General features: G+C 60.3%; 24 protein-coding genes, 1 pseudogene and 1 riboswitch. Of the genes and pseudogenes, 11 read left to right on the top strand and 14 right to left on the bottom strand.

Annotation, left to right across the window (positions count from 1 at the left end; all coding sequences use genetic code 11):
- From GA0061101_RS06455 to GA0061101_RS06445, 3 genes are all read left to right on the top strand, one after another.
- On the top strand, positions 1–786 hold the full coding sequence (locus GA0061101_RS06455) for a ThuA domain-containing protein (protein ID WP_047562465.1): 786 nt from the start codon (positions 1–3) through the stop codon (positions 784–786).
- 8 nt (positions 787–794) lie between these two features.
- Positions 795–1,838, top strand: coding sequence for a Gfo/Idh/MocA family protein (locus GA0061101_RS06450; protein ID WP_092573287.1), 1,044 nt, complete (start codon positions 795–797; stop codon positions 1,836–1,838).
- A 157-nt stretch (positions 1,839–1,995) separates the two neighbouring features.
- Positions 1,996–2,820, top strand: a complete 825-nt coding sequence (locus tag GA0061101_RS06445) for a class I SAM-dependent methyltransferase (RefSeq protein WP_047562469.1) — start codon at positions 1,996–1,998, stop codon at positions 2,818–2,820.
- A gap of 57 nt (positions 2,821–2,877) precedes the next feature.
- A riboswitch (Fluoride riboswitch) is annotated at positions 2,878–2,966 on the top strand.
- Here the strand turns inward: GA0061101_RS06445 and GA0061101_RS41300 are convergent.
- Positions 2,957–3,349 (bottom strand): hypothetical protein, encoded by a 393-nt coding sequence (locus tag GA0061101_RS41300; RefSeq protein ID WP_483426004.1) that lies wholly within the window; start codon positions 3,347–3,349, stop codon positions 2,957–2,959. It overlaps the preceding riboswitch by 10 nt.
- Between GA0061101_RS41300 and GA0061101_RS06440 the strand changes: the two genes are divergently transcribed.
- The 3 genes from GA0061101_RS06440 (at position 3,257) to olsC (ending at position 6,127) form a co-directional block, all read left to right on the top strand.
- A complete protein-coding gene (locus tag GA0061101_RS06440; RefSeq protein WP_483426003.1) occupies positions 3,257–4,486 on the top strand; it encodes a voltage-gated chloride channel family protein in 1,230 nt (409 codons plus the stop codon). The two genes, GA0061101_RS41300 and GA0061101_RS06440, sit on opposite strands and share 93 nt — an antisense overlap.
- A 107-nt stretch (positions 4,487–4,593) precedes the next feature.
- Complete coding sequence (gene crcB, locus GA0061101_RS06435; RefSeq protein ID WP_092573286.1) at positions 4,594–4,983, top strand: fluoride efflux transporter CrcB; 390 nt, start codon at positions 4,594–4,596, stop codon at positions 4,981–4,983.
- A 298-nt stretch (positions 4,984–5,281) separates the two neighbouring features.
- Positions 5,282–6,127: an ornithine lipid ester-linked acyl 2-hydroxylase OlsC gene (olsC, locus tag GA0061101_RS06430; protein ID WP_080760682.1), complete on the top strand. Its 846-nt coding sequence runs from the start codon at positions 5,282–5,284 to the stop codon at positions 6,125–6,127.
- A 208-nt stretch (positions 6,128–6,335) separates the two neighbouring features.
- Here olsC and GA0061101_RS06425 read toward each other — a convergent pair.
- The 3 genes and pseudogenes from GA0061101_RS06425 to olsE all read right to left on the bottom strand — a co-directional run.
- A pseudogene (locus GA0061101_RS06425) lies at positions 6,336–6,573 on the bottom strand (flotillin family protein); the annotation flags it as partial.
- 26 nt (positions 6,574–6,599) lie between these two features.
- On the bottom strand, positions 6,600–9,923 hold the full coding sequence (locus GA0061101_RS06420) for a thiamine pyrophosphate-dependent enzyme (protein WP_092573285.1): 3,324 nt from the start codon (positions 9,921–9,923) through the stop codon (positions 6,600–6,602).
- Positions 9,924–10,149: 226 nt separating this feature from the next.
- A complete protein-coding gene (olsE, locus tag GA0061101_RS06415) occupies positions 10,150–11,145 on the bottom strand; it encodes an ornithine lipid hydroxylase OlsE (protein WP_037195053.1) in 996 nt (331 codons plus the stop codon).
- A gap of 232 nt (positions 11,146–11,377) precedes the next feature.
- Here olsE and GA0061101_RS06410 point away from each other — a divergent pair, with 232 nt between their 5' ends.
- The gene (locus tag GA0061101_RS06410; RefSeq protein ID WP_092573284.1) at positions 11,378–11,863 is read left to right on the top strand and encodes an HIT family protein; all 486 of its coding nucleotides are present in this window, start codon (positions 11,378–11,380) and stop codon (positions 11,861–11,863) included.
- 75 nt (positions 11,864–11,938) lie between these two features.
- Here the strand turns inward: GA0061101_RS06410 and GA0061101_RS06405 are convergent, their stop codons facing one another.
- Positions 11,939–12,601 carry a GNAT family N-acetyltransferase gene (locus GA0061101_RS06405; RefSeq protein ID WP_037195050.1) on the bottom strand — a complete coding sequence of 221 codons (663 nt, stop codon included), beginning with the start codon at positions 12,599–12,601 and terminating at the stop codon, positions 11,939–11,941.
- A gap of 29 nt (positions 12,602–12,630) precedes the next feature.
- The gene (locus GA0061101_RS06400) at positions 12,631–13,314 is read right to left on the bottom strand and encodes a pyridoxamine 5'-phosphate oxidase family protein (RefSeq protein ID WP_092573283.1); all 684 of its coding nucleotides are present in this window, start codon (positions 13,312–13,314) and stop codon (positions 12,631–12,633) included.
- Between the two features lie 94 nt (positions 13,315–13,408).
- On the opposite strand from GA0061101_RS06400, the gene pdxR reads away from it, so the two are divergent.
- On the top strand, positions 13,409–14,833 hold the full coding sequence (gene pdxR, locus GA0061101_RS06395; protein ID WP_092573282.1) for a MocR-like pyridoxine biosynthesis transcription factor PdxR: 1,425 nt from the start codon (positions 13,409–13,411) through the stop codon (positions 14,831–14,833).
- A gap of 21 nt (positions 14,834–14,854) precedes the next feature.
- Here the strand turns inward: pdxR and GA0061101_RS06390 are convergent, their stop codons facing one another.
- The 5 genes from GA0061101_RS06390 to GA0061101_RS06370 all read right to left on the bottom strand — a co-directional run bounded on the left by GA0061101_RS06390 (position 14,855) and on the right by GA0061101_RS06370 (position 18,793).
- Entirely contained in the window at positions 14,855–15,436 is a 582-nt protein-coding gene (locus GA0061101_RS06390; protein ID WP_092573281.1) for a histidine phosphatase family protein, read from the bottom strand.
- Positions 15,437–15,609: 173 nt separating this feature from the next.
- Entirely contained in the window at positions 15,610–15,816 is a 207-nt protein-coding gene (locus GA0061101_RS06385) for a hypothetical protein (RefSeq protein WP_037195044.1), read from the bottom strand.
- A complete protein-coding gene (locus tag GA0061101_RS06380) occupies positions 15,813–16,568 on the bottom strand; it encodes a COG4280 domain-containing protein (protein WP_037195420.1) in 756 nt (251 codons plus the stop codon). The genes GA0061101_RS06385 and GA0061101_RS06380 overlap by 4 nt, the downstream gene beginning before the upstream one ends.
- A gap of 142 nt (positions 16,569–16,710) precedes the next feature.
- Entirely contained in the window at positions 16,711–17,601 is an 891-nt protein-coding gene (locus tag GA0061101_RS06375) for a MurR/RpiR family transcriptional regulator (RefSeq protein ID WP_092573280.1), read from the bottom strand.
- Between the two features lie 154 nt (positions 17,602–17,755).
- The gene (locus GA0061101_RS06370) at positions 17,756–18,793 is read right to left on the bottom strand and encodes an LLM class flavin-dependent oxidoreductase (protein ID WP_092573279.1); all 1,038 of its coding nucleotides are present in this window, start codon (positions 18,791–18,793) and stop codon (positions 17,756–17,758) included.
- 211 nt (positions 18,794–19,004) lie between these two features.
- On the opposite strand from GA0061101_RS06370, the gene GA0061101_RS06365 reads away from it, so the two are divergent.
- The gene (locus GA0061101_RS06365; protein ID WP_047562939.1) at positions 19,005–19,382 is read left to right on the top strand and encodes a cupin domain-containing protein; all 378 of its coding nucleotides are present in this window, start codon (positions 19,005–19,007) and stop codon (positions 19,380–19,382) included.
- Positions 19,383–19,443: 61 nt separating this feature from the next.
- Here GA0061101_RS06365 and GA0061101_RS06360 read toward each other — a convergent pair whose 3' ends face one another.
- Positions 19,444–21,105 carry a phosphoethanolamine transferase gene (locus GA0061101_RS06360; RefSeq protein ID WP_481407404.1) on the bottom strand — a complete coding sequence of 554 codons (1,662 nt, stop codon included), beginning with the start codon at positions 21,103–21,105 and terminating at the stop codon, positions 19,444–19,446.
- 247 nt (positions 21,106–21,352) lie between these two features.
- Here GA0061101_RS06360 and GA0061101_RS06355 point away from each other — a divergent pair, with 247 nt between their 5' ends.
- Entirely contained in the window at positions 21,353–21,739 is a 387-nt protein-coding gene (locus GA0061101_RS06355; protein WP_037195035.1) for a response regulator transcription factor, read from the top strand.
- Positions 21,740–21,751: 12 nt separating this feature from the next.
- Here GA0061101_RS06355 and GA0061101_RS06350 read toward each other — a convergent pair whose 3' ends face one another.
- Complete coding sequence (locus GA0061101_RS06350) at positions 21,752–22,519, bottom strand: phosphatase PAP2 family protein (protein ID WP_092573278.1); 768 nt, start codon at positions 22,517–22,519, stop codon at positions 21,752–21,754.
- A 212-nt stretch (positions 22,520–22,731) separates the two neighbouring features.
- Positions 22,732–23,109 carry a VOC family protein gene (locus GA0061101_RS06345; RefSeq protein WP_092573277.1) on the bottom strand — a complete coding sequence of 126 codons (378 nt, stop codon included), beginning with the start codon at positions 23,107–23,109 and terminating at the stop codon, positions 22,732–22,734.
- 142 nt (positions 23,110–23,251) lie between these two features.
- Here GA0061101_RS06345 and GA0061101_RS06340 point away from each other — a divergent pair, with 142 nt between their 5' ends.
- Positions 23,252–23,440, top strand: a complete 189-nt coding sequence (locus tag GA0061101_RS06340) for a hypothetical protein (RefSeq protein ID WP_092573276.1) — start codon at positions 23,252–23,254, stop codon at positions 23,438–23,440.
- The last annotated feature ends 5 nt before the right edge of the window (positions 23,441–23,445 follow it).

The following is a 23,445-nucleotide window of genomic DNA, read 5'->3' as shown; positions in this document are numbered from 1 at the left end:
ATGACTATTCGTGCCGTCGTTTGGGGCGAGAACATCCATGAGCAAACAAACAAGGTCGTCGCCGAGATTTATCCGGAAGGTATGCATACGACGATCGCCAAGGCGCTGAATGCCGATGCTGGTATTGAGGCGACTACTGCAACGTTGCAGGAGCCGGAGCATGGCCTCAGCGAGGCCCGGCTGAAGGATACCGATGTCCTGCTTTGGTGGGGCCACAAGGACCACGGCGCCGTCAAGGACGAGATCGTCGAGCGCGTAGCCAGGCGCGTCTGGGAAGGCATGGGTCTCATCGTCCTGCATTCCGGTCATTTCTCGAAAGTGTTCAAGCGGCTGATGGGCACGCCCTGCGCGTTGAAGTGGCGCGAGGCCGGCGAGCGCGAACGCCTCTGGGTCATCAATCCGCGTCACCCGATCGCGGCCGGACTTGGCGAGCATTTCGAGCTCGAAAACGAGGAAATGTACGGCGAGCAGTTCTCCGTTCCCGAGCCGCTGGAAACGGTGTTCATCTCCTGGTTCCAGGGCGGCGAAGTCTTCCGTTCCGGCATGACCTGGCGCCGTGGCGCGGGCAATATCTTCTATTTCCGCCCCGGCCACGAGACTTACCCGACCTATCACAACGACACCGTCCACAAGGTGCTGATCAACTCCGTGAAATGGGCCCATAATCCGCTCGGCACGCAGGCGAGTATCCACGATGCGCCGAATGTGCCGGTCGAAAAGGCGCTGGAGCCGATCGTCGAGCGTGGCCCAAGACTGCACCAAGCCGGCGAAGCCGGTTATCGCTGAGGTATAATATGCGTCTCATAGTAGTTGGCACGGGCGGCATGGCGAAGAACCATGTGGAGCATTTCGCCCGTATTCCCGGCGTCGAGATCGTTGGCGCCGTCGATACGGATGCGACGAGGCTCACAGCCTTTTGCGATACGTTCGACATCAGGAACCGCTTCTCGTCGCTGGATGAGGCGCTGGCCTGGAATGAATTCGATGCGGTGACCAACGTCACGCCCGACAAGGCCCATCATCCGACGACCCTGCCGCTGCTTGTCGCCGGCAAGCACGTTCTTTGCGAGAAGCCGCTCGCGGAGAACTATGAAAAAGCGCTTGAGATGACGGAGGCGGCCGAAAGGGCAGGCGTCGTCAACATGGTCAACCTGACCTATCGCAATGTCGCGCAACTGCAGAAGGCGCGCGAGATGGTGATCTCGGGCGAGATCGGCACAGTGAAGCATGTGGAAGCATCCTATCTGCAGAGCTGGCTCGTCTCCAGGGCATGGGGCGATTGGCGCAGCGAATCCAAGTGGCTCTGGAGGCTGTCCACCGGTCATGGCTCCAACGGCGTTCTTGGCGATATCGGCATCCATATTCTCGATTTCGCCGCCTATGGCGCGGCGACCGATATCGACCATGTCTTCGCCCGGCTGAAGACCTTCAACAAGGCGCCGGACGAGCGCATCGGCGAGTATACGCTGGATGCGAACGACAGCTTTTCGATGTCGGTCGATTTTGCCAACGGTGCGCTCGGTGTGGTGCACGCGAGTCGTTGGGCGACAGGACATCTGAACGAGCTGAAGCTGCGTATCTATGGCGAGCGCGGCGGCCTTGAGGTGTCTCATAGCCCGAATGGTTCCGAACTGCGCGGCTGCCTTGGCGATGACACCGAAACGGCGACGTGGAGGGTCATCGAGGTGCCGCCGGTGTTGACCAACTATCAGCGCTTCGCCGAGGCTGTTATGACCGGCAGCAGCCAGGACCCGAGCTTCCGCCACGCTGCCAACTTGCAGCGCGTGCTGGATCTCGCCATGGTGACGGAGACGGAGCGGCGCGAACTGAAGGTTTGACGCCGTCTCGGCTTCATCTCGACATTCAAACGGCCGCCTTCGGGCGGCCGCTTCATTAAGGTCCACCCATATTATCGCAATTGCTTGACGGGATACGGAGGCAGGCGCAGCATTCCTCCATGAAAGCTCCGGATACGAGGTTGTGGGAGGAGGTGTTATGTCCACCGAAGAAAAGGTTGCTAGCCACTATACGCATGGATCACTGGAGGAGACGCTCCTTGCGGCACTTACCGCGGGCGGCAAGGATATCGATCATCTCAGTATCGACGACCTTGCTGGGATCGATGAATTCCATCTCGGGCGGCGCGAAGCCACGCGGGAGTTTGCTCGGGACCTCGACGTGAGTGATGGTCTGCGGCTCATCGACATCGGATCAGGGCTTGGCGGGCCGGCGCGCTATATCGCCAGCACCTATGGCTGCGCGGTCACCGGCGTCGATCTGACCGATGAATTCGTCAAGGTCGCCAATGTCCTGACCGAGCGTTGCGGCATGGCCGCGCAGGTGTCGTTTCGGCAGGCGAGTGCTCTGGCGCTTCCCTTTGCCGACCAAAGCTTCGACCGAGCGACGCTGATCCATGTCGGCATGAACATCGAGGACAAGGCGCGTCTGTTTGCCGAGGCGCGGCGTGTGCTGAAGCCCGGCGGCCGGTTTGGTCTCTACGAAGTCATGCAGATGCGCGACGGCGCGCTGCCCTATCCGATGCCCTGGGCGATGACGCCGGAAACGAGCTTCGTCCGCAGCCCCGAAACCTATCGTCAACTGCTCAAAGAGGCCGGCTTCACCGTGGAATCCGAGCAGGACCGCAGCGCTCTGGCGATCCGGATGGCGCAGGAGATGCGTGCCAGCGCTGCCGTTGGCGGTCAGACGCTGAGCCTCGGCGCACTGATGGGGCCGAGGGCGGCGGAGCGCGTGGGCAATGTCGGCATGTCGGTCGGAAGCGGCCTGATTGCGCCGATCGAAATGATCGCCAAGGCCGATTGATGGAAACAGAGTTGGCGGGCGCCCGGATTGACAGAGGCGCTTTCCTGTCTGTATGAAAAATCCAACGGTAATGGATTTCTGCCGGGCCATGGTGGCCGAACCGCTGCCTTGAATTTTCCAGGGAAGCTGATGACTCCTACTCAAAGCGCCTCGAAAGGCGAGGGAGTAGAGTCATGTCTTTTTTATTGCCGTTATCTCTTTCAGATTTCATATCCATTGTCCCCGACAGAGCCAATTTCGGTGCTGCGGGAGGGGCGAAATGATGTCCGCATCTCTGTTCTTTCAACATCGTTTTCAGCAATTTCGCGGCCTGTTCAAATGGGTAGCGCTTGTCGTGCCGATGGCGGTAGCCGTCGGTTCGCTCTGCGCACTGTTTCTGTGGAGCCTGGATAGGGCAACGGCGGCGCGTTTCGAACATCCCTGGCTGATCTTCCTGATGCCCGTTGCCGGTTTCCTGATGGTGTTGGTCTATCAGCGCTTCGGCCGCGGCGCGGAAGGCGGCAACAACCTGATCGTCGACCAGATCCACGAGCCTGGCGGCGGCGTGCCGCTGCGCATGGCGCCCTTCATTCTCGTGTCGACTGTTCTGACGCATTTGGTTGGTGGCTCGGCGGGGCGCGAGGGAACGGCGGTGCAGCTCGGCGGCAGCATTGCGAGCGCCTTCGCGAGGGTTTTCCGCCTCAGTCATGCCGAGATCCGCATACTCCTCATGGCGGGCATAGCTGCAGGCTTTGGCGCGGTCTTCGGGACGCCGATCGCGGGTGCTGTCTTTGCGCTTGAGGTGCTGACGATCGGGCGCATGCAGTATGAAGCGCTGATCCCGAGCCTTGCGGCCGCGATAACAGCCGATTGGACCTGCCATGCCTGGGGCATCGAGCATATCCAGTACCATATCGGCTATCTCTCAGGCACGCCGGCGAGCACGTTCCATCTCGATGCGCTGCTGCTTGTCAAAGTCGGCGTCGCCGGCGTGCTCTTCGGCCTGATGGCGCGCTGCTTCAGCGAGATCTCGCATATAGCGTCTGCGGCCTTCAAGAAGCTCTGTGCTTACGCGCCGCTGCGGCCTGTCATCGCCAGTGCCGTGCTGATCGGTCTCGTCTATCTGCTTGGCACCCGGGAATATCTCGGGCTTGGCGTCTGGTCGCCCAATCCTGCCGACGCGACGATCCTCGGCTTCTTCGATCCGGCTGATGTCGATTATTGGAGCTGGTTCTGGAAGGCAGTTTTCACGATCGTTACCCTCAGCGCCGGCTTCAAGGGCGGGGAAGTGACGCCGCTGTTCTTTATCGGTGCCGCACTCGGCAATGCGCTTGCGGCGATCCTCGGCGCGCCGGCCGATCTCTTTGCAGGTCTGGGTTTCGTCGCCGTCTTTGCCGGGGCCACCAACACGCCGCTCGCCTGCATGATCATGGGCATCGAGCTCTTCGGCGCGACGCATACGGTCTATCTCGCCGTCGCCTGTTTTCTTGCCTACATCTGCAGCGGCCATACCAGCATCTATTTGTCGCAGCGTCTCGGCATCGCAAAGAGCGCGGCCTCCGGCCACATTCCCTCCGGTATCCCTCTTCGCCATATTCGCGACATCGCCATGAATGGACGCAGTGAAGATGATCGCAAAAACAATCAGGCCCCGCCGCCGCTACAACAGGAGCGGGACATTCAATAAGGTCGCTTTGCGATTGTCTCGAGCATTGCGAAGCTGATGATCAAGATGTTTTGATCGGCAATGTCGTGGACGTGAATATCGGCGCTTAACCGCAGCGGGAGATTGTCGTGATCTATCTTGTCGTTTTTCTTGGCGCCGGATTGGGTGGCGCTTTCCGTCTCGGCGTCAACGAGCTTGCTGCTCGTCTGTTCGGGGGCGAATTTCCGTTCGGTACGCTTATCATCAATGTCGTCGGCGCGTTCATCATGGGGGTGCTGACGGAATATTTCGCCTTCCGTGGCGGAGTGTCGCAGGAGCTTCGGCTTTTTCTGACAACAGGCATTCTGGGCGGGTTCACGACGTTTTCAACGTTTGCGCTGGAGAGCGTCGTGCTTTGGGAGCGCGGCCAATGGATGCCCTTCGTGGCTTATGTCGGCCTGTCCGTTTTTCTGTCGCTAGGGGCCCTGATTGCCGGATTTGCCGTTGTCCGGCTAATAATTCTGGCTCAAACCATCTAGGCGGATGGCTCAGGTCTGTCGTGCCGTATTTTTGCCAATTCTGGGGTGAATTTCTTCGAGAAATCACCGGAGATTCAATCCACGACAAATCACCGCTCGTTGTGAACGGACTCTCTTGCGAAATTCGACTAATCAACTCATATAAACGCTTATTATGATCATCGCATAACAGAGGAGTCCGGCGTCAATCAGGAACGGGCGGGCGAGCATTGAAAGCGTCGAACCTGTTGCTCCCCCGGAATTTCCGTGCAGATTCCCCCTGAGGCAGCCTTCCTCCCTGACCGCCCTAAAGACAGACATGACGGAGAGCCCCTTGAGCGCACCTGCTCCCACTTCCACCGAATCTCATGCTCCGGAACAAACCTTTGGCACAACCGGCATCGCGCCGATGGACCGCCCGAGCGCCCTGACACGTTTTTTCATGGGCATCGTTGCCTGGGCCGAAGGCCTCAATCTGAAATATGCCAAGCTCGGCAATCCGCCGGTCTACAACAGCGCGACCTTCCCCTGGGCGGCCGAGATCGAGAAGGATTATCCGGCGATCCGCGCGGAGCTCGAAAAGGTGCTGCTGCGCCAGAGCGAGCTGCCGACATTCCAGGACATCTCCACCGATGTGAAGACCATCTCGACCGACACCCGCTGGAAGACCTTCTTCCTTCTCGGTTTCGGCGTGAAGTCCGAGCAAAACATTAAGGCATGCCCGAACACCTGGGCGGCGGTACAGAAAATCCCCGGGCTGACGACCGCCATGTTCTCCATTTTCGAGCCCGGCAAGCATCTTCCCGCGCATCGCGGCCCCTATAACGGCGTGTTGCGCCTGCATCTCGGCCTCATCGTGCCAGAACCACAAGACCAGCTCGCCATTCGCGTCGACAAGCAGATTTGCCATTGGCAGGAAGGCAAGGCGCTGATCTTTGACGACGCCTACGAGCATGAAGCCTGGAACCACACCGACAAGACCCGCGTGGTGCTCTTCGTCGATTTCGTCAAGCCGCTGAAATTCCCGGCCCGCTTTGTCAACTGGGCCTTGATGAACCTGGCGATCTTCACGCCGTTCATCAAGGAAGGTCTCGACAACCACAAGGAATGGGAAAAGAAGTTCTATGCCGAGGCAGAGGCGCTGAGAAATCGCCCAAGGGCATAATCCAGCCTGGCTTGTGAATTCTACGAAAAACCCCGGAACCCACTGCGGATTCCGGGGTTTTGCTTTTGGTCGCTCAGGCTCAGCGGTTGAGCTGGCTTATCCGCCTCTTCGGTATCTTCGTCATTATCATCGCTTGACTGCGTGGTAGCGGTTTTGCCGCCCAGATTGCCAGGCAGCGTCGAGATGGCATTGTCACCATCGAAGCCGGCTTCCTTGAGCAGGCGATGGCGAGTGCGCGTGCGGCTTCGGCTTTCGCCTAGCTTCCGACTCCTCGCGGCTCTTGCTGGCGACCGCAATGGTGCTTTCCTGCGCGACGATCCGGTTGTCGCGCGAGCCTCCGTCTCATGCTGCTGGACAGGACGGGTCGAGCCGACGTTGGCGGACTCGCGCACCTGCTTGGCCATGACTTCGCGTTCGGCGATTGCCTGTTCGGCTGCGATGGCTGCAATGGCAGCAACCGCTGCTGCGATGACTATTTTATCGTGCGCACGATTGCCGCGCCCGATGTCATGCCGCCGCCGAAAGCGACGAGGCCGAGATTGAGTGGCTCGGGCCGTTCGTTGGCGACGTGAAGCATGGCAAGCGGGATGCTCGAAGAGCTGGTGTTGCCGTAGTTCTCGATGACGCTCAGTGCCGGGCGGCCGCTGCGCTTGGCGATGGTGTCGATGATGCGCTGGTTGGCCTGATGCGGCACCAGCAGATCGAGATTGGCGAGTTCAATGCCGGCGTCGACACAAGCGTCCTCGATCGAGCGGGACATGGAGTGCACCGCCTCGGTGAAGACCGCGCGGCCGTTCATGGCGATGACGCCTTCATCCGGCAGAGGGACGAAGAGAAGATCGCCCGGTTCCGGGCGGCCGCTGATGGTCGGGCGGCTCGCCGCAAATAGCGGGCTGCGCGCCATGTCGCGGGTGGTCACGAGGCTGGCGGTGGCGGCGTCGCCGAACAGGATGGCGGTGGAGAAATCCTTCATGTCGAGCAGCGGAGACAGCACTTCCGAGGTGACGATCAGCACCTTCGCGTCATTCTGCTGCGCGATGAAATCGTAGGCCTGCTGCAGCGCGTAGAGATAGCCGGAACAGGCGGCGCCCATATCGTAGGCGGCAAGGGACGGCCGCACGCCGTCTTCGGCGACCGCAACGGCGACGCGGCTTGCAAGGGACGGCGTGGCGATATCGGGCGTGCCCGTCGCGGCGATGACCAGATCGATGTCGTGGATCGACATCTGGGTCTGGCGCAGCAGATCGCGAACGGCCGCTGTCGCAAGGCTCAACGTGCCTTCTCCCGGACCGACCCAGAACCGGCTCTTGATGCCTGTCAGTGCAAAGATTTCGTCGGCGCGCCGGTTCGGCCAATGATGGATGATGTCTTCGTTGGCGACCCGGCGGGCGCCGGTCGCAAAGCCGATGCCGCTGACGGCTATTTCCGAGAAACTGCCGGAATGACGGCGCAGTGCCGGAATGGAGTGCGATTTCAGGCGGCGCAGCACGAACTTGTTTTGCGTCTCCGAGGCGAGAGCGAAGTTCTGTTCGCTCGTATCCCGGTTGGCGTCAACGGTCAGAAGCGTGCTGTCGGTGGCGATCTGGTCACCGATCCTTGCGAAGACCTCGAGCACGACTCCGCCGATATTGGCACAGATTTCCACCGAGGCCTTCGTCGCCTCGACGACGGCCACGAGCTGACCGACCTCGATCGTGTCGCCCGGCTTGACCAGGAGATCGGTGATCAACACGTTCTCGTCGGCGGGACCGGAGCCGATTGCCTTGATGGCGGCGGTCGGGCCGCTATCATCCTCTTCGTGCCAGGTGACCTCGCATTCGAGAACCTCGGCCATCAGGTCGACGAGCTTGCTGTAGGACGGCAGCATTTCGAGCTGGTTGCGGAAATTGAAGGGAACATGCGCGTCCGAGCGGGCAAGCCTGCGGACGACGACGGGAACGTCGGCCTTTTCGGTGACGGTGGCGACGATCTCGGCGCCCATGCCGACAGTGCGGTTGTCTTCATGCACGACGATCAGCCGTCTCGTGCGCTTGGCGCTTGCCAGCACTTCCCTTTCATCCCACGGCGAGATGGAACGGAGGTCGATCACCTCGACGGAAAAACCCTGCGCTTCGAAGGCCTTGGCGGCGTTGGCACAGAGAGACACCGTGTTGCCGTAGCTGACCAGTGTCAGGTCGCGGCCGCGGGCAACGTAGCGCGACAGGCCCGGACGGACGAAATGCTTGTCGAGATCGGTCGAGGTGCGGCCGTCGGAATTGTTGAGCACCGCTTTCGGATAGAGGAAAACGGTGGGGCGCCTCGATTCGAACGCGGCATTCAGCAGGCCGGCGGCATCGCCGGCACTGGAGGGCATGACGACATCGATGCCGGGCGTATGGGCCAGCATGCTTTCGAAGCTCTGCGCGTGGAATGGCCCGAGGCCGGGCTTGTAGCCGCCGCAGCTCACCATCAGGATCACGGGAGATTCCCAGGCGCCCTTGGTGCGCCAGTACATGCTGCCCATTTCCGAGACGATCTGGTTATAGGCGAGCGGCAGGAAATCGGCGAATTGCAGGAAGGCGACCGGCCGTTGCCCGGCGAGCGCCCGGCCGACGGCGGTGCCGACGATGGTGGATTCGGTGAGTGCTGCGTTGCGAACGCGTTCGGGATATTTGGTGCTGAGGCCGCGGGTGACGCCGAAGACATCGCCCTTGGGATCTTCGATATCCTGGCCGAACAGCACGACTTCGGGATTGGCGGCCAATTGCCTGTCGAGCACGCCGTTCAGCGCCTCGCGCATGGTCAGCGTTGCTTCGCGCTCGAGGCCGCGATACTCCGCCGTTTTGGCGAAAGAGGCGGGGTATGGGGCTTTTGCATCCGGCTCGACCTCGGGTGCATCTTCCTTGCGGGCGAGTGCGGCTTCCGCCTGCACTTCTGCTGTCAGTTCCTGTTCGATCTTCTCGAGCGCATCAGCGCTGACGCCCGCTTTTTGAAGCATCGCCCGCAAGTTTGGAAGTGGATCGCGGGAAGAGCCCGATTCGATCTCCAACAGGGTGCGATAGGTCTTCTGGTCGTCGGCATTGGTATGGTCGGACAGGCGCTCGAGATTGAGAAGCACGATGCTCGGCGTACGGTTGTTGCGGCTGTGGCGAACGGCCTTGCGGAAGGCCTCTCGCGAGGCCGGCAGATCGTCGCCGTCAGTGCGGATGATGTCGATGCCGTAGAAGGAGGATGCGGGGCCATCGGGCAGATCGAAGAAGGTCTGCTTGCTGGTCCGTGTCGAGATGGAGAAACTGTTGTCCTCGACGATGAAGACAATCGGATACTGGCTGCGAACCGCTTCTGCCACGGCTTCGAGGAATTCGCCCTGCTGGGTCGTACCGTCGCCGACGCAGCAGATGGCGATCGGCATGCCGGGCTTGTATTTCAGCGATGCGGCGACACCGACCGCATGCAGCGCATTGTTGCCGACCGGGCCGACGATGGAGGTAATGTTGAGCGCGCGTGAGGATAGATGCGCACTCATCTGCCGGCCGGCGGAATGGGAATTGGCTGTGGCGAGCAGGCTCGAGAAGAACTCACGAATGGGCATGCCGCGCGCCAGCATCAGGGCCTTGTCGCGATAGTGCAGATGCAGCCAGTCGTCGTCATGGAGGAATTCGTTGAGCAGCGCCGTCGACTCGTGCCCGGCGCCGGAGACATGAAAATGTGCTATGCCTTGCTTAATGAATTCTCGCTCAAGCCTATCTATTTCTCTAGAAACAAAAAATATTCTATGGAGTTGCTTGAGGTATTCTGTGGTAAACCTCCCTTCCATCTCAATGATTTTCCTAATCTTTCATCATGAATAATTTGTGTGGACCTAGGTAACCCCCCCGGGTGCCTTTTTCAATACACGTTAAATGACAATATCCTCTAGAATTGAAATGGATTTACGTGCTTTCGCCCGGCCGGGATTCGTGGCAGCCGATGCCCTTTGCTGAGCGAGTTCGACATTTTGCCCACCCGGAAATTCGGATTGGTGCAACGATCCGGAGGGGTTGCTAGCTGGATTTGCGGATCGGTTCGTTGGCTTGCTCGCGGGCGGCAGCCGCCTTTGCAGCCAGCTCTTCCTTGTCCCGCAATTCCTTCGGCTTCTTGCCGATGATCTGCTTGGCGCCCTTCTTGGAAAAGGGTTGCACAAGCTGGGCGAGGAAACTGTCGGCGACCTTGCCGGTGATGCCGATGTCGATGGAGGAGGGGCGCGGCGGATTATAATAGGTGCCGAGGATCTGGTCCCAGATGACAAGGTTCTCGCCGTAATTGGTGTTGCCCTCGGCAAGCAGCTTGGAGTGATGCCAACGGTGAAGGCGCGGAGTCGACAGGATCCAGTCGAGCGGGCCGGTGCGCACATCGATGTTGCAATGGGTCAGAAGGCCGATAAAGGCCGTGACGGCGCCGATCCACAGGAAGACCGGCAGCGGCGCGCCGAGCAGATAGAGCGGGATCTGGCTGAGCGCGATCTTGAACAGGCTGTCGATGATATGAAAGCGCCCGGTATTGATGACCCACAGGCGTTCGACGCTGTGATGCAAGGCATGGAAACGCCAGAGCGACAGGTGCTCGTGGGCCAGGCGATGGGCGAGATAGAGGCCGAATTCGGCGATGATGAGTCCCAGCACGACCTGCAAGGCCATCGGCAATTGATCCGGCCAGATATTTGCCTTGTGGCTCAGGAAAGGTTGCGCAACGATTGCCACCGCCATCGGAAATGACGTGCCGATGGCCGCCGCGATCTGTACGGCCCCCTTGCTCAGAAGCGTATGCGCGAGGTTGTTGAACGTTTCGCCATCGGCATCGAGCCAAGTCTCCTCATAGGGCATGAGCCGCTCGAAGAGCGCGATTGTCGCAACGACCGAGAGATAGACGACATTGAACCACAGCAGATGCATCTGCGAATGGAACGCGAAATACGAACCCGTCAGTCCGGCGCAAAAGATGGCCGGCCACAACAGGGATGAAACAGCAGCGTAGAGACGCGAACTGCTCTGAAATGTCATGCCACTATCCTCGGATCGTCATCAGGTGGGTTGGCGCGAATATAGGCGATATGTACCGTGATGATTGCGGCCACGGAAGCGGAATCTTGAGTGGAACAGAAGTGTTTTTGTTTCATTATATTGCTGACACCGATCGAGTTCGCCATCCTCGGTTGCTCTACGTCGGGAATCCGGCTCGTCCAACGACTGTTCTAGGGAAGGCTGCCCTGACGGCAATGAAAAGGTGTCGGAATTGGATATTCCTTCCAAGTACAGAATTCACGAGACCGAACATTGGCGCGTGAACCATCGCATCGACACGGTCCTGCCGGGCTACCTGATGGTCGGCTCCAAGTCGGGAACCAACGCATTGTACGATCTGCCGACCGGAGCGCTTGTATCGCTTGGTCCTCTCCTTGCCAGGGCGCAGCGGGAAGTCGAAACCCTGCTTCGTCCCAAGCGTGTCTATATCGGCCGTTACGATCATTCGCCGGGGCATCCGATCCATTTCCATATCATACCGGTCTATGATTGGCTTGAGACCCTGTTCTGGAAGGATGAGCGCTATCGGGTTCTCGCCTCCTTCGGCAGGCCTGCTGCCGAGCCGGAGACGGATGGGGCCGAGCTGACATTTTATATCTGGCGGGAGTTTTGCGAAGCACCAAATCCACAGCAGGTGACGGGGCCGATGGTTTCGGATGTTGTCGAGCTGATGCAAAGCGCATTCTTGGTTGCATAGAGGAAACCGAACGCGTCGTGTGCTGCCGAAAATCCCTTTGGCATCGAAACACCACGCCAGAGGGGCTCTGGCTGGTTAGCCGAACGTCAGCTTGCTCTTCTGCTGCCCGGCTTCGTCGAAATTCTCGGGGCTAAGCCAGCGCTCATACCCGGCCTTCAGTCTCGGCCAATCGGCATCGATCATCGCGAACCAGGCGGTGTCGCGGTTCAGGCCCTTGGCGACCATATGCTGACGGAAAATGCCCTCGAAGGTGAAGCCGAAGCGTTCGGCGGCACGTTTCGACGGTTCATTGAGATTGTTGCACTTCCATTCGAAACGGCGGTAGCCGAGCGTATCGAAGACGTAGGATGCAAAGAGATAGAGGGTTTCGGTGGTCGCGCGGCTGCGGGCGATCGCCGGCCCCCAGAGGATGCTGCCGATCTCGATGACGCCGTGCGTGCTATCGATGCGCATCAAGGCCTGGCGACCTTCGGCACGGCCTGTCCGCTTGTCGATCACCGCAAAGAACAGGGGATCCGTGCTGGAGGCAGATTTTTCGAGCCAGGGAGAAAAGGCAGCATAATCGGCAGGCGCATCCTCGAACAGATAGCGGAAGCGATCCTCGGCGCCGGGAGCCTGTGCCGAGGCAAACAGCTCCGCGCCATGGCGCGCCGGATCGAGCGGTTCGATCCTCACATAGCGACCTTCGAGGGTGATTCTTTCAGGGCGTGGCACGCCGCTCCAGTTGGCAAGATCCATGTCAAAGTCCTTTGGTCATCAAATGCAGCTCAGCGAATCCGGCCCGATCCTATCAGGTCCGAGAGCGATTGCGGTAGCGCGATCCCGTCGGGCATGCCGGGCGCGGCTTGCGCCGGGGCCAGCTGGCTTCTTATGGGCAGGACGCCGGCCCAGACCGGGTAGTCCGCTTCGTCGATGTCGCCCGGCGGGCCGTTGCGGACCTTGGCAGTCGCCTCGTCGATTTTCATCCGCAGGACCGATGTCGCCTTCGCTTCCTGCCCCGTCATCGGCCTCAGGCTGTCCCAGCGGCCGGGAAACAGGTCTTCGATAAGGCGGCGCAAGGCATCGGCTTTCTCTTCGACGTCATCAACCAGGCGTGCGGTGCCGAAGACCATGGCGGAGCGGTAGTTGACCGAATGATTGAAGGCGGAGCGGCCGAGCACGTAGCCGTCCATGATGCTGCAGGTCACGCAGACCGGCATGTCTTCCGCCGCACGCAGGAAGCGACTGGCGGCCGAGCCGTGCCAATAGACGTATTCGCCTTCGCGCCACTGCAAGGTCGGTGTCACATACGGCGCACCATCGATGACATAGCCGACGTGACAGAGAGGAGAGGCATCCAGAATGGCGTGGACTTCGGCGCGGGCGTGGCTGCCGCGGCGGGGGCTGCGCCGCACGCGGCTGCGCTCAGTAGTCGGGTAGTCCTCTGTGGCGGGCGGATAGTGATCGGCCATGTCTTCCTCATCGATTGATCGTTGATCTCTGCCAGCAAAGAGGTAGGCTATAAACAGCCAGTTTCTCGATTTTTAACAGACCAGTTGGAGCTTGATGACATCTATAGCGCAATGGCCGGCGCTCGACCGGACCTCGGGTGATCTGGAAGGGCAGGTCTATCGCGCGATGCGCGACCGTATCCTTCATGGGCAGATGCCAGCGGGGCAACGCGTGCCCTCGACGCGGGCGCTGGCCATCTCGCTCGGTGTCGCGCGCTCAACCGTGGTCAACGCCTATGACCGCCTGAAGGCGGAGGGCTATCTGCAATCGACGACAGGTGCCGCAACCCGCGTTGCGGCTTTCTCGACGCCACCCCTGCAGGGGCAAGTCGCAGCGCCACCGCCCAACTCGTCCCAGACCACAGAGTTCGCCACGGGTGGGTTGTTCGAGCCCGGTGTGCCAGATGTCTCCGCTTTCCCCCATGCCGCCTGGGCGCGATGTCTCGGCGCCCGCGGCCGGTCACTTCGGGTGCATGATCTCGGTTATGGCGCCCATGGCGGCATTCCAGAATTGCGCGCTGCAATCCTCGACCATATTTCGGCGACGCGCGGCGTGATCGCCCGTCCCGAACAGGTGTTGATCGTGCCTTCGACCGGCGCGGCGATCAGCCTGCTTGCGAGCGTTCTGCTCTGGGCAGATCATCCGAACGGTGGCTTCGCATGGATCGAGGATCCCGGCTACGCCACCGCGCACGCATTGCTCCGGATGGCGGGTGCCGCTCTGGTGGCTGTGCCCTGCGATGAGGAAGGCATCGATATTGCCCGGGCGGACGGACCGCCGCCGCGGCTGATCTACGTCACACCCTCGCATCAATATCCGACCGGCGTGACCATGAGCCTGTCACGCCGCCTTGCGCTGCTCGAATTTGCCCGCGCCACGGGCGCGATCGTGCTGGAAGACGATTACGACAGTGAATTTCAGTATGCCTCCCGCCCGATCGCCGCGTTGCAGGGCATCGATCGTGGCGAAGTGGTCGCCTATCTCGGCACGTTTTCGAAAACGCTCGCGCCCGGTCTGCGCGTCGCCTATGCCGTTGTGCCTTCCAGGCTCGTGGCGACCGTCGAGACAGCGCAACGGCTGAGAGGGGCGGTCGTGCCTGTTCATATCCAGGCAGCCCTTGCCGACTTTATCGACGAAGGCCGGTTTCGCGCGCATCTCAGGCATATGAATGCCGTTTACGCGGAACGCATGGCCGCTGTTGTCTCCGCCCTCAATCGTCATTGCGGCGCGTGGCTTGATGTCGGCGAAGGCAACGGAGGCCAGCAACTGGCGAGTTGGTTCCGGGACATCGCCGTCGATGACGTCGCGGCCGTTCGCTCCATCAATTCTCACGGCTTCGCATTGCGGGCCATGTCGTCGCTGCATCTCGGGCCATCGCGGCCGGGGATGTTGTTCGGTATCGCCCGCATGGAGGCCGCTGCGGCGAATGCGGCGGCGGAGAGGATTGCCAGGCTGCTTGCGATGTCGGCAGTTGCCTGAGACGCGGAGTTGGTGTGTCCTTTAGACCTGGTTCCAGCGACGGATGACCGGCTCGGTCAGGTCGTGTTCGTAGCCGAGCACGCTGATGCTTGTCGTGTCGAGCACCAGGCGTGCGCCGTCTTGCGGGGGCAGGCCGACCCAACGGGTGGCAAAGACCCGCAGGAAATGGGCGCTGGAGAAGATCAGGACGGAGCCGTCGATGGCGCGAAGTTCGTCGATGATCCGGTCGGCGCGCGCACCGACATCGGCTGCCGTCTCGCCGTTCAGGCAGCCGTCGCGGAAGAGTTGCCAGTCGGGGCGTTCGGCCAGGATCGCCTTGGTGGTGATGCCCTCATAGGCGCCGTAGTCCCATTCCGCCAGATCGTCCTTGACAATGCGCCGACCGCCGAAACCCGCCAGCGCGCAGGTATTCTGGGCGCGTTGCGACGGGCTCGACCAGACAGCGGCGAAATCGATGGCAGGCAGACGCCCGGCGACTTTGCGGGCGGCTTCTTCGCCGGCGGCGGTCAAAGGAATGTCGGTTCGGCCCGTGTGCCTGCCGGAAAGGCTCCACTCCGTCTGCCCGTGCCGCACCAGATAGACTTCGGGATGGGCGCTGCTCATGTGACCGTTTCTCCAATTGGCTGATGATGCCGAATTCTTCGCATCCGCGAAGGGTCCTGTCGAGGGGCGAGATCCGGCGACATGCGCGACAATGGTGGGCTTGGCGGAATTCGCGATTGAGGCGGTCATCTTCCCCTGCAGGCCCGAAGAGGCTCGCAGGGGAACATGAAATATCACCGCTTCACCGCACGGCGGACGCTGTAGAGCAGAATGGCGAGGCAGCCGAACAGCAGGAGAACTGCCCCCGCGAGCGGTGGCATGGCGAGAAATTCAACCGCGCCCGCAATTGCGAGGATGAGGATCAGGCAGAGGGTCGCGAGGCTGCCGTCGTCGATGAACATGCCGATGAGCTCGGACAGGGCGATACGGAGCACGGTCATTGGGCTGCCTTTGCTGTGGGGGTGCCGGTGGAACCGCGCAGGCCGCGAAGAATGGCGAAGGAGGCCAGCGAAACGATCGCAAAGATGGCGATCAAGGCGAGATCCGCGCCCGGCCAGCGAGTGCCGATGCCTTCACCGGTCCAGAAAATGCCGAAGCTGGTGAGCATCAGGCCGACGACGAATTTGAGGGTATTTTCCGGCACGGTGGCAAGCGGACGATGCACCAGCAGCCCGATCAGCATGACCAGAACGAAGGCGGCAAGGGCGCCGAGACCGGCATAGAGCGTCAGGCCATGCGCGCCGCCGACGGCGATGACGATGAAGACCACCTCGACGCCCTCAAGCAGCACCGCCTTGAAGGCGGCGAGGCCGGCAAGGTAGTCGGCGCGGCGATCCGTGGATTGCGCTTTCAAGGATGCGGTCTCCTTCGAGAAGGCCGCTTCCTCGTCATGCAAGGCGATGACGCCCAGGGACCGGAGAATGGCTTTGCGCAGCCAGCGCATCCCGAACAGGATCAGGAGAACGCCGACGACGAATTGCAGCGTTTCGATGGGCACGAGCGCGAGCAACGGCCCGAAGATGAGGACGAGGGCCGCCAGCACGGCGAGCGCGAGCGCGGCACCCGTCAGCGCCGGGCGCCAGCTACGCGTGACCCCGACGGCAAGGACGATGGTGAAGGCTTCCACGACCTCGACGAAAGAACCAAGGAAGGATGCCGTCACCGTGGAGAGAATGGGTGTGAGGCTACTCATGAAACGATTCCCGAATGACGATGAGGACTTTGATTTCGCATGGTCTTCTCCGTAGATTTTCTTCGTGCCCTGGGTGAACTTGCGCCCGAGGCCGAATGGCCGCCGCATGATGCGAGCCTTGGCTCGCCGGACGCCTCGACGTTCACTTCCGTTTCCTTGTGCCGCGTTTGCTCCAGGCCTTATCGATAGAACCGCGCAGCATGCTGAGTTGATCAAGGCTATCGAGGGCTGCTTCCTTGTTCCTCGCTGCCAGTGCAACGATCATCGCTTCGATCAGAACCATCGTGCCGCCATGCATGGCGAGATGATCGGCATTGCCACGCGGCAGGGGAAGGATCTCCGCCACCTTGCCTGCAACCAGCGGGCCGAGGTCGTCGCTGATCAATATGACCGGCACGTCATGCCGAGCGGCGTGATCGAGGAGGATATCGACTTCGCGATAGAGCGGCGCATAGGCCATCATCAGCACCGCATCGCCTTTGCCGACCCACAGGAGGCGATCCGCCAAGGCAATGCCCGAGACGGAGAGGGCGTTCGTCGGCAGGCCTATGCGGTTGAATTGCAGGCTGGCATAGTCCGCCATGGCGCCCGAGGGGCCGATACCGAAGACATGGCGCCGCGCCGCGCCAGCCAGAATATCGATGCAACGCTCAAAGCTTACGGTGAACTGCTGATCCCGCAAAGCCTCCAATGCCTTTTCGTGGATGCTCATCACGTGGCGAAGCGCATCGCCACCCGTCTCGGCCAGCGTCCGCTCCATCCGGTCGCCGGGTGATGGCATGCCCGTCAGTTCGGAGAGCAAGGCGGCACGCAGCGCAGACAGGCTTTCGAAACCAAGCGCACGTGCGGTGCGCACGACGGTCGCGTCGCTGGCGCCGGCACGCTCCGCAATCTGGGCGGCGGAATTCAGCAGGACCGCCTGCTTCTGGTCGATGAAGAAACGGGCGATGCGCTGTTCCGCCGGGGCGAGCGCATCGAGCGCTGCGAGAACCCGGCTTTCGAAGGTCTGCCGCTCCTGCGTCTTCTCCGTCATTCGTGCAATTCTGTTTCGTAGTAAATGCTACTCCTATTAATATTAGTAGCATTTACTACTTAGTGATGACAACAGGATTCAGCACATGCCTCGCCGCGTAGCGAAGCATGTGCTGTTCCAGTCGATCACGGAAGGCGGCCGGGTCGGTCTTGAATTATGCCGCCAATGCCGCGCGCACAGCAGGGATGACCTTCTGGCCGTATAGTTCGATGCAGCGCATCAACTTGTCGTGGCCGAGCGCACCGGCGCTGTACTTCAATTGAAAGCGGTTGATGCCGAGCGTCTTGATGACCGGGGCGAGCTTGGCGGCGACCGTTTCCGGCGAGCCGACATAGAGCGAACCTTTTTCGATCTCGTTTTCGAATTCGTTTCGGGTCATGGGCGGCCAGCCGCGCTCGCGACCGATCCGGTCGCGCATAGCCTTGTAGCAGGGCCACAATTCCTCGCGGGCCTGATCGTCGGTGTCAGCGATATAGCCCGGCGAATGGATACCGATCGGCCTCACAGGCTTGCCCAGTTGCGCGAAGGCCCGATGATAGAGATCGACGTAGGGCTGGAAGCGATAGGGGCTGCCGCCGATGATCGCCAGCATGAGCGGCAGATCATATTGGGCGGCACGGACAACTGATTCCGGGCTGCCGCCGACGCCGATCCATGTCTTCAGATGGCCGCTCTCGATGGTCGGGAAAACCCGCTGGTTTTGCAATGGCGGGCGGATGCTGCCCTGCCAGGTCACCGGCTCTTTGGATAAAAGCGCCGCGAACAGGTCCAGCTTCTCCTCGAAGAGCTGTTCGTATTGCGACAGCTCGAAGCCGAACAGCGGGAAGGATTCCGTAAACGACCCCCGGCCGAGGATCACCTCGGCCCGACCGTTCGAGATGGCATTGAGGCTGGAGAAGCGTTGGAAGACGCGGATCGGGTCATCCGAGCTCAGAACCGTCACGGCCGATCCCAGATGAATGTGTGAGGTGCGGCTAGCGATGGCGGCCAGTATGGTCTCGGGGGAGGAGACGGCGAAGTCCTCACGGTGATGTTCGCCGATGCCGAAGAAATCGATGCCGCGCTGATCGGCAAGGACGCCTTCCTCGACGACGTTGCGGATGACTTGCGCGTGCGGCAGCGGCGCGCCGTTGTCGTCAAAGGTCACGTCGCCGAAGGTATCGAGTCCGAATTCGACATTATTTGTCGTCATGATTTTTCCCGTCGTCTGTCCAAATAATATTGAGAGGGCATGTAGCGCCGTTCCGGATCGTCAACTACCCGGAAAGTTTCGGCTGAAACCTTCGAGGAATTCGATATGGCAATGGCAATCGACCGCATTCCGCAGTGTCGGCGTTGCGTTCGGCGATACTGCCTCCAATATTAGCTTCGACATCAAGCTGCTTGGCGAGAAGGAGGAGCGCATGATCACGCTGAAAAAGGTCAATCTTACCAAGGCTTTTGCAGCCTTCGACGAGGCTTGGAGCCCGCGCGTCGGTGGCGACATCAACGATTTTCAGGTCAAGCTCGTCAAGCTGGATGGCGCCTTCCATTGGCATCATCATGAAGCGGAGGACGAGCTGTTCCTGGTCGTCAGGGGCACTCTGCGCATGAAGCTGCGGGAGGAAAACGGCGGCGATATCGTCCTCGGTCCGGGCGAATATATCATCGTGCCGCATGGCGTGGAACATTGCCCGGTCGCAGAACCGACGTGCGAAGTCGTGCTCTTCGAGCCGAATACGACGCTCAATACGGGCAATGTGGAAAACGAGCGGACGATCCGCCAGCCTAAGCGACTTTGAATAATCCCAATTGTTTGGCAGCCCCACCGAAACGGGGCTGCCGGCTACTGAGGGCCGCGTATCACTTCTGCGCCAGCTTGTTCGACGGCGTGCGGCAGGCGGCAAATACGTCCAGGCTCGGATCGTAGACTTTCGTCGATATGTCCATCATCCCAAGAACACTATGGAAGATGTTGTCGTGCGAGTGCGTGCCCTCAGGCGCGCGCTTGGACAGACAGGCCATGTCGTAGCCGCCCGCCTTTGCCAGATCGTCGGCCATCCACACCAGCATCGGCACCTGCGTCTGCTGTACAGGCGCGATGATATAGGGCGCGCCATGCAGATAGATGCCATTCTCACCGAGCGACTCGCCGTGATCCGAGAAATAAAGGACAGCTCCGGACAGCGAGTTCGAGCGCTGCTTCAGCTTGTCGATGATCATCGAGACGATATGATCGGTGTAAAGGATCGTATTGTCGTAGGCGTTGGTGATTTCTTCTTGCGAGCAGGAGCCGAAGTCGTTGGCGCGGCAATCCGGACGGAAGCGGCGGAACTCCTCGGGGTAGCGTTGATAGTAGGCCGGGCCATGGCTGCCAAGTTGGTGCAGCACGAGGACGCTATCGCCCTTCACCTTGTCCAGCCAGCCATCGACCTTGTCGACGAGGATTTCGTCCTTGCATTCCCCGTCCTTGCAGAAGCGGGGATCGTTCGAGGGCGGCAGATAGGTGTAGGGGACGCGATCGGTTACATTGTAGCTGCCGGTGTCATTGTCCAGCCAAGTCACGCCGACCTTGGCATGGGTCAGCACATCGAGCAGATTTTCCGTCTCCAGCCCCTTGCGATGGCTGTATTCCGCCCGCGTATAGACGGAGAACAGGCAAGGTATCGAGGTTGCAGTCGCCGTGCCGCAGCTGCTGGTATTGGGGAAGTAGACGACATTGCGCTTCGCCAGCTCCGGATTGGTCATCTTGGCATAGCCGCCGAGCGAAAAGTTCTGCGCGCGCGCGGTTTCGCCCGCCACGATGATCGTGACGCGCGGCTTGCCGTTATCAACAACGCCGACCCTGCGGGCGTCCGTCCCCAATGGGCCTGCGACGACATTTGCATCCCTTTGCGTGTCAATGGCGTAGCGCACCACGCTGGTGATCGGCATGACCGGATTAAGGGTATCCATGAGGTCGCGATGGGCACGACCGACGCCAGCATAAGTCTTGTAGAAGGTGGTGCCGGCAGCGACGAAGACGGCGACGCAGGCGAGAATGACGGCGGTGTTATGGACAAGCTTCTTGAAAATGGGGCGATGGACGATCCGCACCCAGATGATCACCAGCGAGGGCAGAATGCCCGTCAGCAGCACATGCATCGCAAAGCGCGCCGTGATCAGGTGTCCGGCTTCAGCGCCCGTCGACACGGCGGCATTGCGGATCATCTCCTTGTCGATGATCACGCCGAACTGATCGTTGAACCAGGAGGATACCGACGCCACAAGCACGAAGAAGATCAGGACGGGTTTCGTGACATATTTCGCGGAGAACAGCGTGAAGAATGCAAAAATGCCTGCAGAGATACCGGCCACGAAGGCAATGAAGGCAGCAGGTTCGGTCGTGAAATAGCTGTAGGCCTTGGTCCAGAACATCTGGTTCGTCACGAGAAGTACATAAAGAGCGACTATAAGGCATAGCGTAACACTGCCGATGGCCGGCCTGACGAAATGTCGGCCAGAAGATATATTTTTTTCGTTCAATGGTTTTCTCCGAGGCATGTGCTGTCGGCGGGGCCGGAAAACCCGGTGGCGCAAGGCGCAGGTTCGCGTGTTAAAGCCGGCGACCATGGCGGCCGTTCCTGACAAATACCTGAACGACAGACGCTTGAACACAGCTGTTTTGTGGCCGCCGCCTATTATCTTTGCTTTTTGCCGCGCCGACGTCTGAATTTCAGGTCGCCGTCAGAAATCCTCATCATAGCTCCTTGATTGCAATGAGGGAGCAATCGTGCGGGTCTTATTGGTCGAGGACAATCCCACTATCGGCAACGCGATACAGGATCATCTGTGCGCGGAAGGCTGGTCGGTGGACTGGTCGATGACTCTGGAGTCCGCAACGGCCGCCGTCACGGCTCGAGCTTACAACGTCATTCTTCTTGATCTCCGATTGCCCGATGGAAGTGGCCTCACATTGCTAAGGCATGCGGAAGCACGGGCGGATTCGACGCCGGTGATCGTTATGTCCGCCTATGATCAGCTGTCGGACCAGATGACGGCGATGGGTATCGGGGCCGTTGATTATCTCGTAAAGCCTTTCGGGCTTGCCGAGATGACAGCCCGCATCCGCAAGGCAGCCAGGCTCAGTCGCCTGATTCGTCTGCGCAATGCCGGATGAGCGCTGCTGTTTTCAAGACTGCGTGGATGATCCCGAGCGCGTGAAATCCATGACAGCCATCGCAGCCGCAAAGACCACCAACGACAGAAGCCAGCCGAGGATAGCGTCCGACAGGTAATGGGCGCCCATGAGCACGCGCATTATAGGCATGATTACGGAGACGATGGCGAGTGGGATGCCGATCGGGAGGCGCCAGCGCTGCGGCAGCAGCAGCACCAGACAGAGGAGCCAACCGCCGGACGAAGCTTCTCCAGAAACGAAGGAGCAATTTCCCAGGCACCGGCCAGCGAACGAACCTGCCTGGACGAAATCCAGTCCGCCGCCAAAGAGGTCCGTGCTGCGCGGCCTCGGTCTGCCGGCATATCCTTTCAGGAACGTATTGACGATCAGGCCGCAACCGATACCCAATGACAGCAGGGCGGCGATATACTGATCCGTTTTCAGCGTTCGCCGACGAGCGCCGTGTTTGCGCCAGAACATGACGAGGATAGCCAGCAAGACAACGACGGCAATATAGGGAAGGACCAACGTCACATCACGCAGCGCTTCGATAAGGGGATTCCTCGCAAGAGCAAAGGTGCCGCAGATTTTGCCTGCGGCACTCGATGATGCGCAGGGCGCGGCCGTGAAAACGCTCCGAGCTACCCACAGGTCGATACCGGGGAAGCGATTGAAGACGAGCAGCAGCAGCCACCAAAGCGCAAATAGCGCCAAAAATGCCGCGAGGGGTGTGCCTACCGACGTCGTGCGTTTTGTGTATGCAAGGTCACTGTCGTACATCGGCCGGCCACTGTCATAAACAAATCTAAGACAAGCGCCCACCAGTGTTTTTGTAAATCACCGCTATAGCCGCCCCACGGCGGCCCTTACAACAGAAGCCTGACAGCAACCTGAAAGATAGAAATGCCTGGAAAAATCCATTAGCTGGCTAAGTTAATTCGAGGTTGAGTCGGCGGATTGGCTGCATTTCGCCGCTTATTGCGGATTGCCGTCTATTCGCCGACCTTGAAATAGGCCTCCAGCCGATAGCCGTCGGGATCGATCACGAAAGTTGCATAGTAGAACTGGCTGTAATCTGGCCTTATACCCGGCTTGCCGTTGTCTTCGCCGCCATTGGCAAGGCCGGCGGCATGGAAGGCGTCGACGGCTTCCCGGCTTGGAGCGACGAAACAGAAATGCAGGCCGGAACCGCGATCGGCGGGCACCGGCCGCTCCACTTCGCTGACCCAGAACTGGGGCCGTTCCGCGCCATAACCGATGGTGCCGTCGAAATTGCTCAGGCGTTCATAGCCAAGCGTCGAAAGTGTTGCGTCGTAAAACTGCTGCGCCCGCGCCAGGTCTTTGACGCCGATCGAGATATGGTCGAACATAGAAACGAGCTCCCGCCGTGTTGTCTGCGGAGCATTACGGAAATCCGTGCTGCTGGGGAAGCGTCGGATATTCCAAAGTCCGCAGGTCCAATTTGGCCCCACAATCTTGCAACGATTGTGGGAAGTCAACAAAGGCAATGCGATGGATCAGGATGTCGCCCAGTCCAGCCTCTCCGGTTCCAGGCAAGTTGCTTCGATGCTGTCGATATTGGTAAATTGGCCGGCCTGGAGGTTCGATTTTCTGTCGTTCGGAAGCGATCGCAAATTTTTTAAAAGCGCCTGTCGATTTTCCGATGGCCGCTTCGTCGTCAATATGAGCGGGTTCATTTGAGCGGC

The organism is Martinezella lusitana, assembly GCF_900094565.1.
GTDB lineage: Bacteria > Pseudomonadota > Alphaproteobacteria > Rhizobiales > Rhizobiaceae > Rhizobium > Rhizobium lusitanum.
The sequence above is the reverse complement of the archived record's forward strand: the minus strand, read 5'-3'. Positions and strand labels throughout refer to the sequence as shown.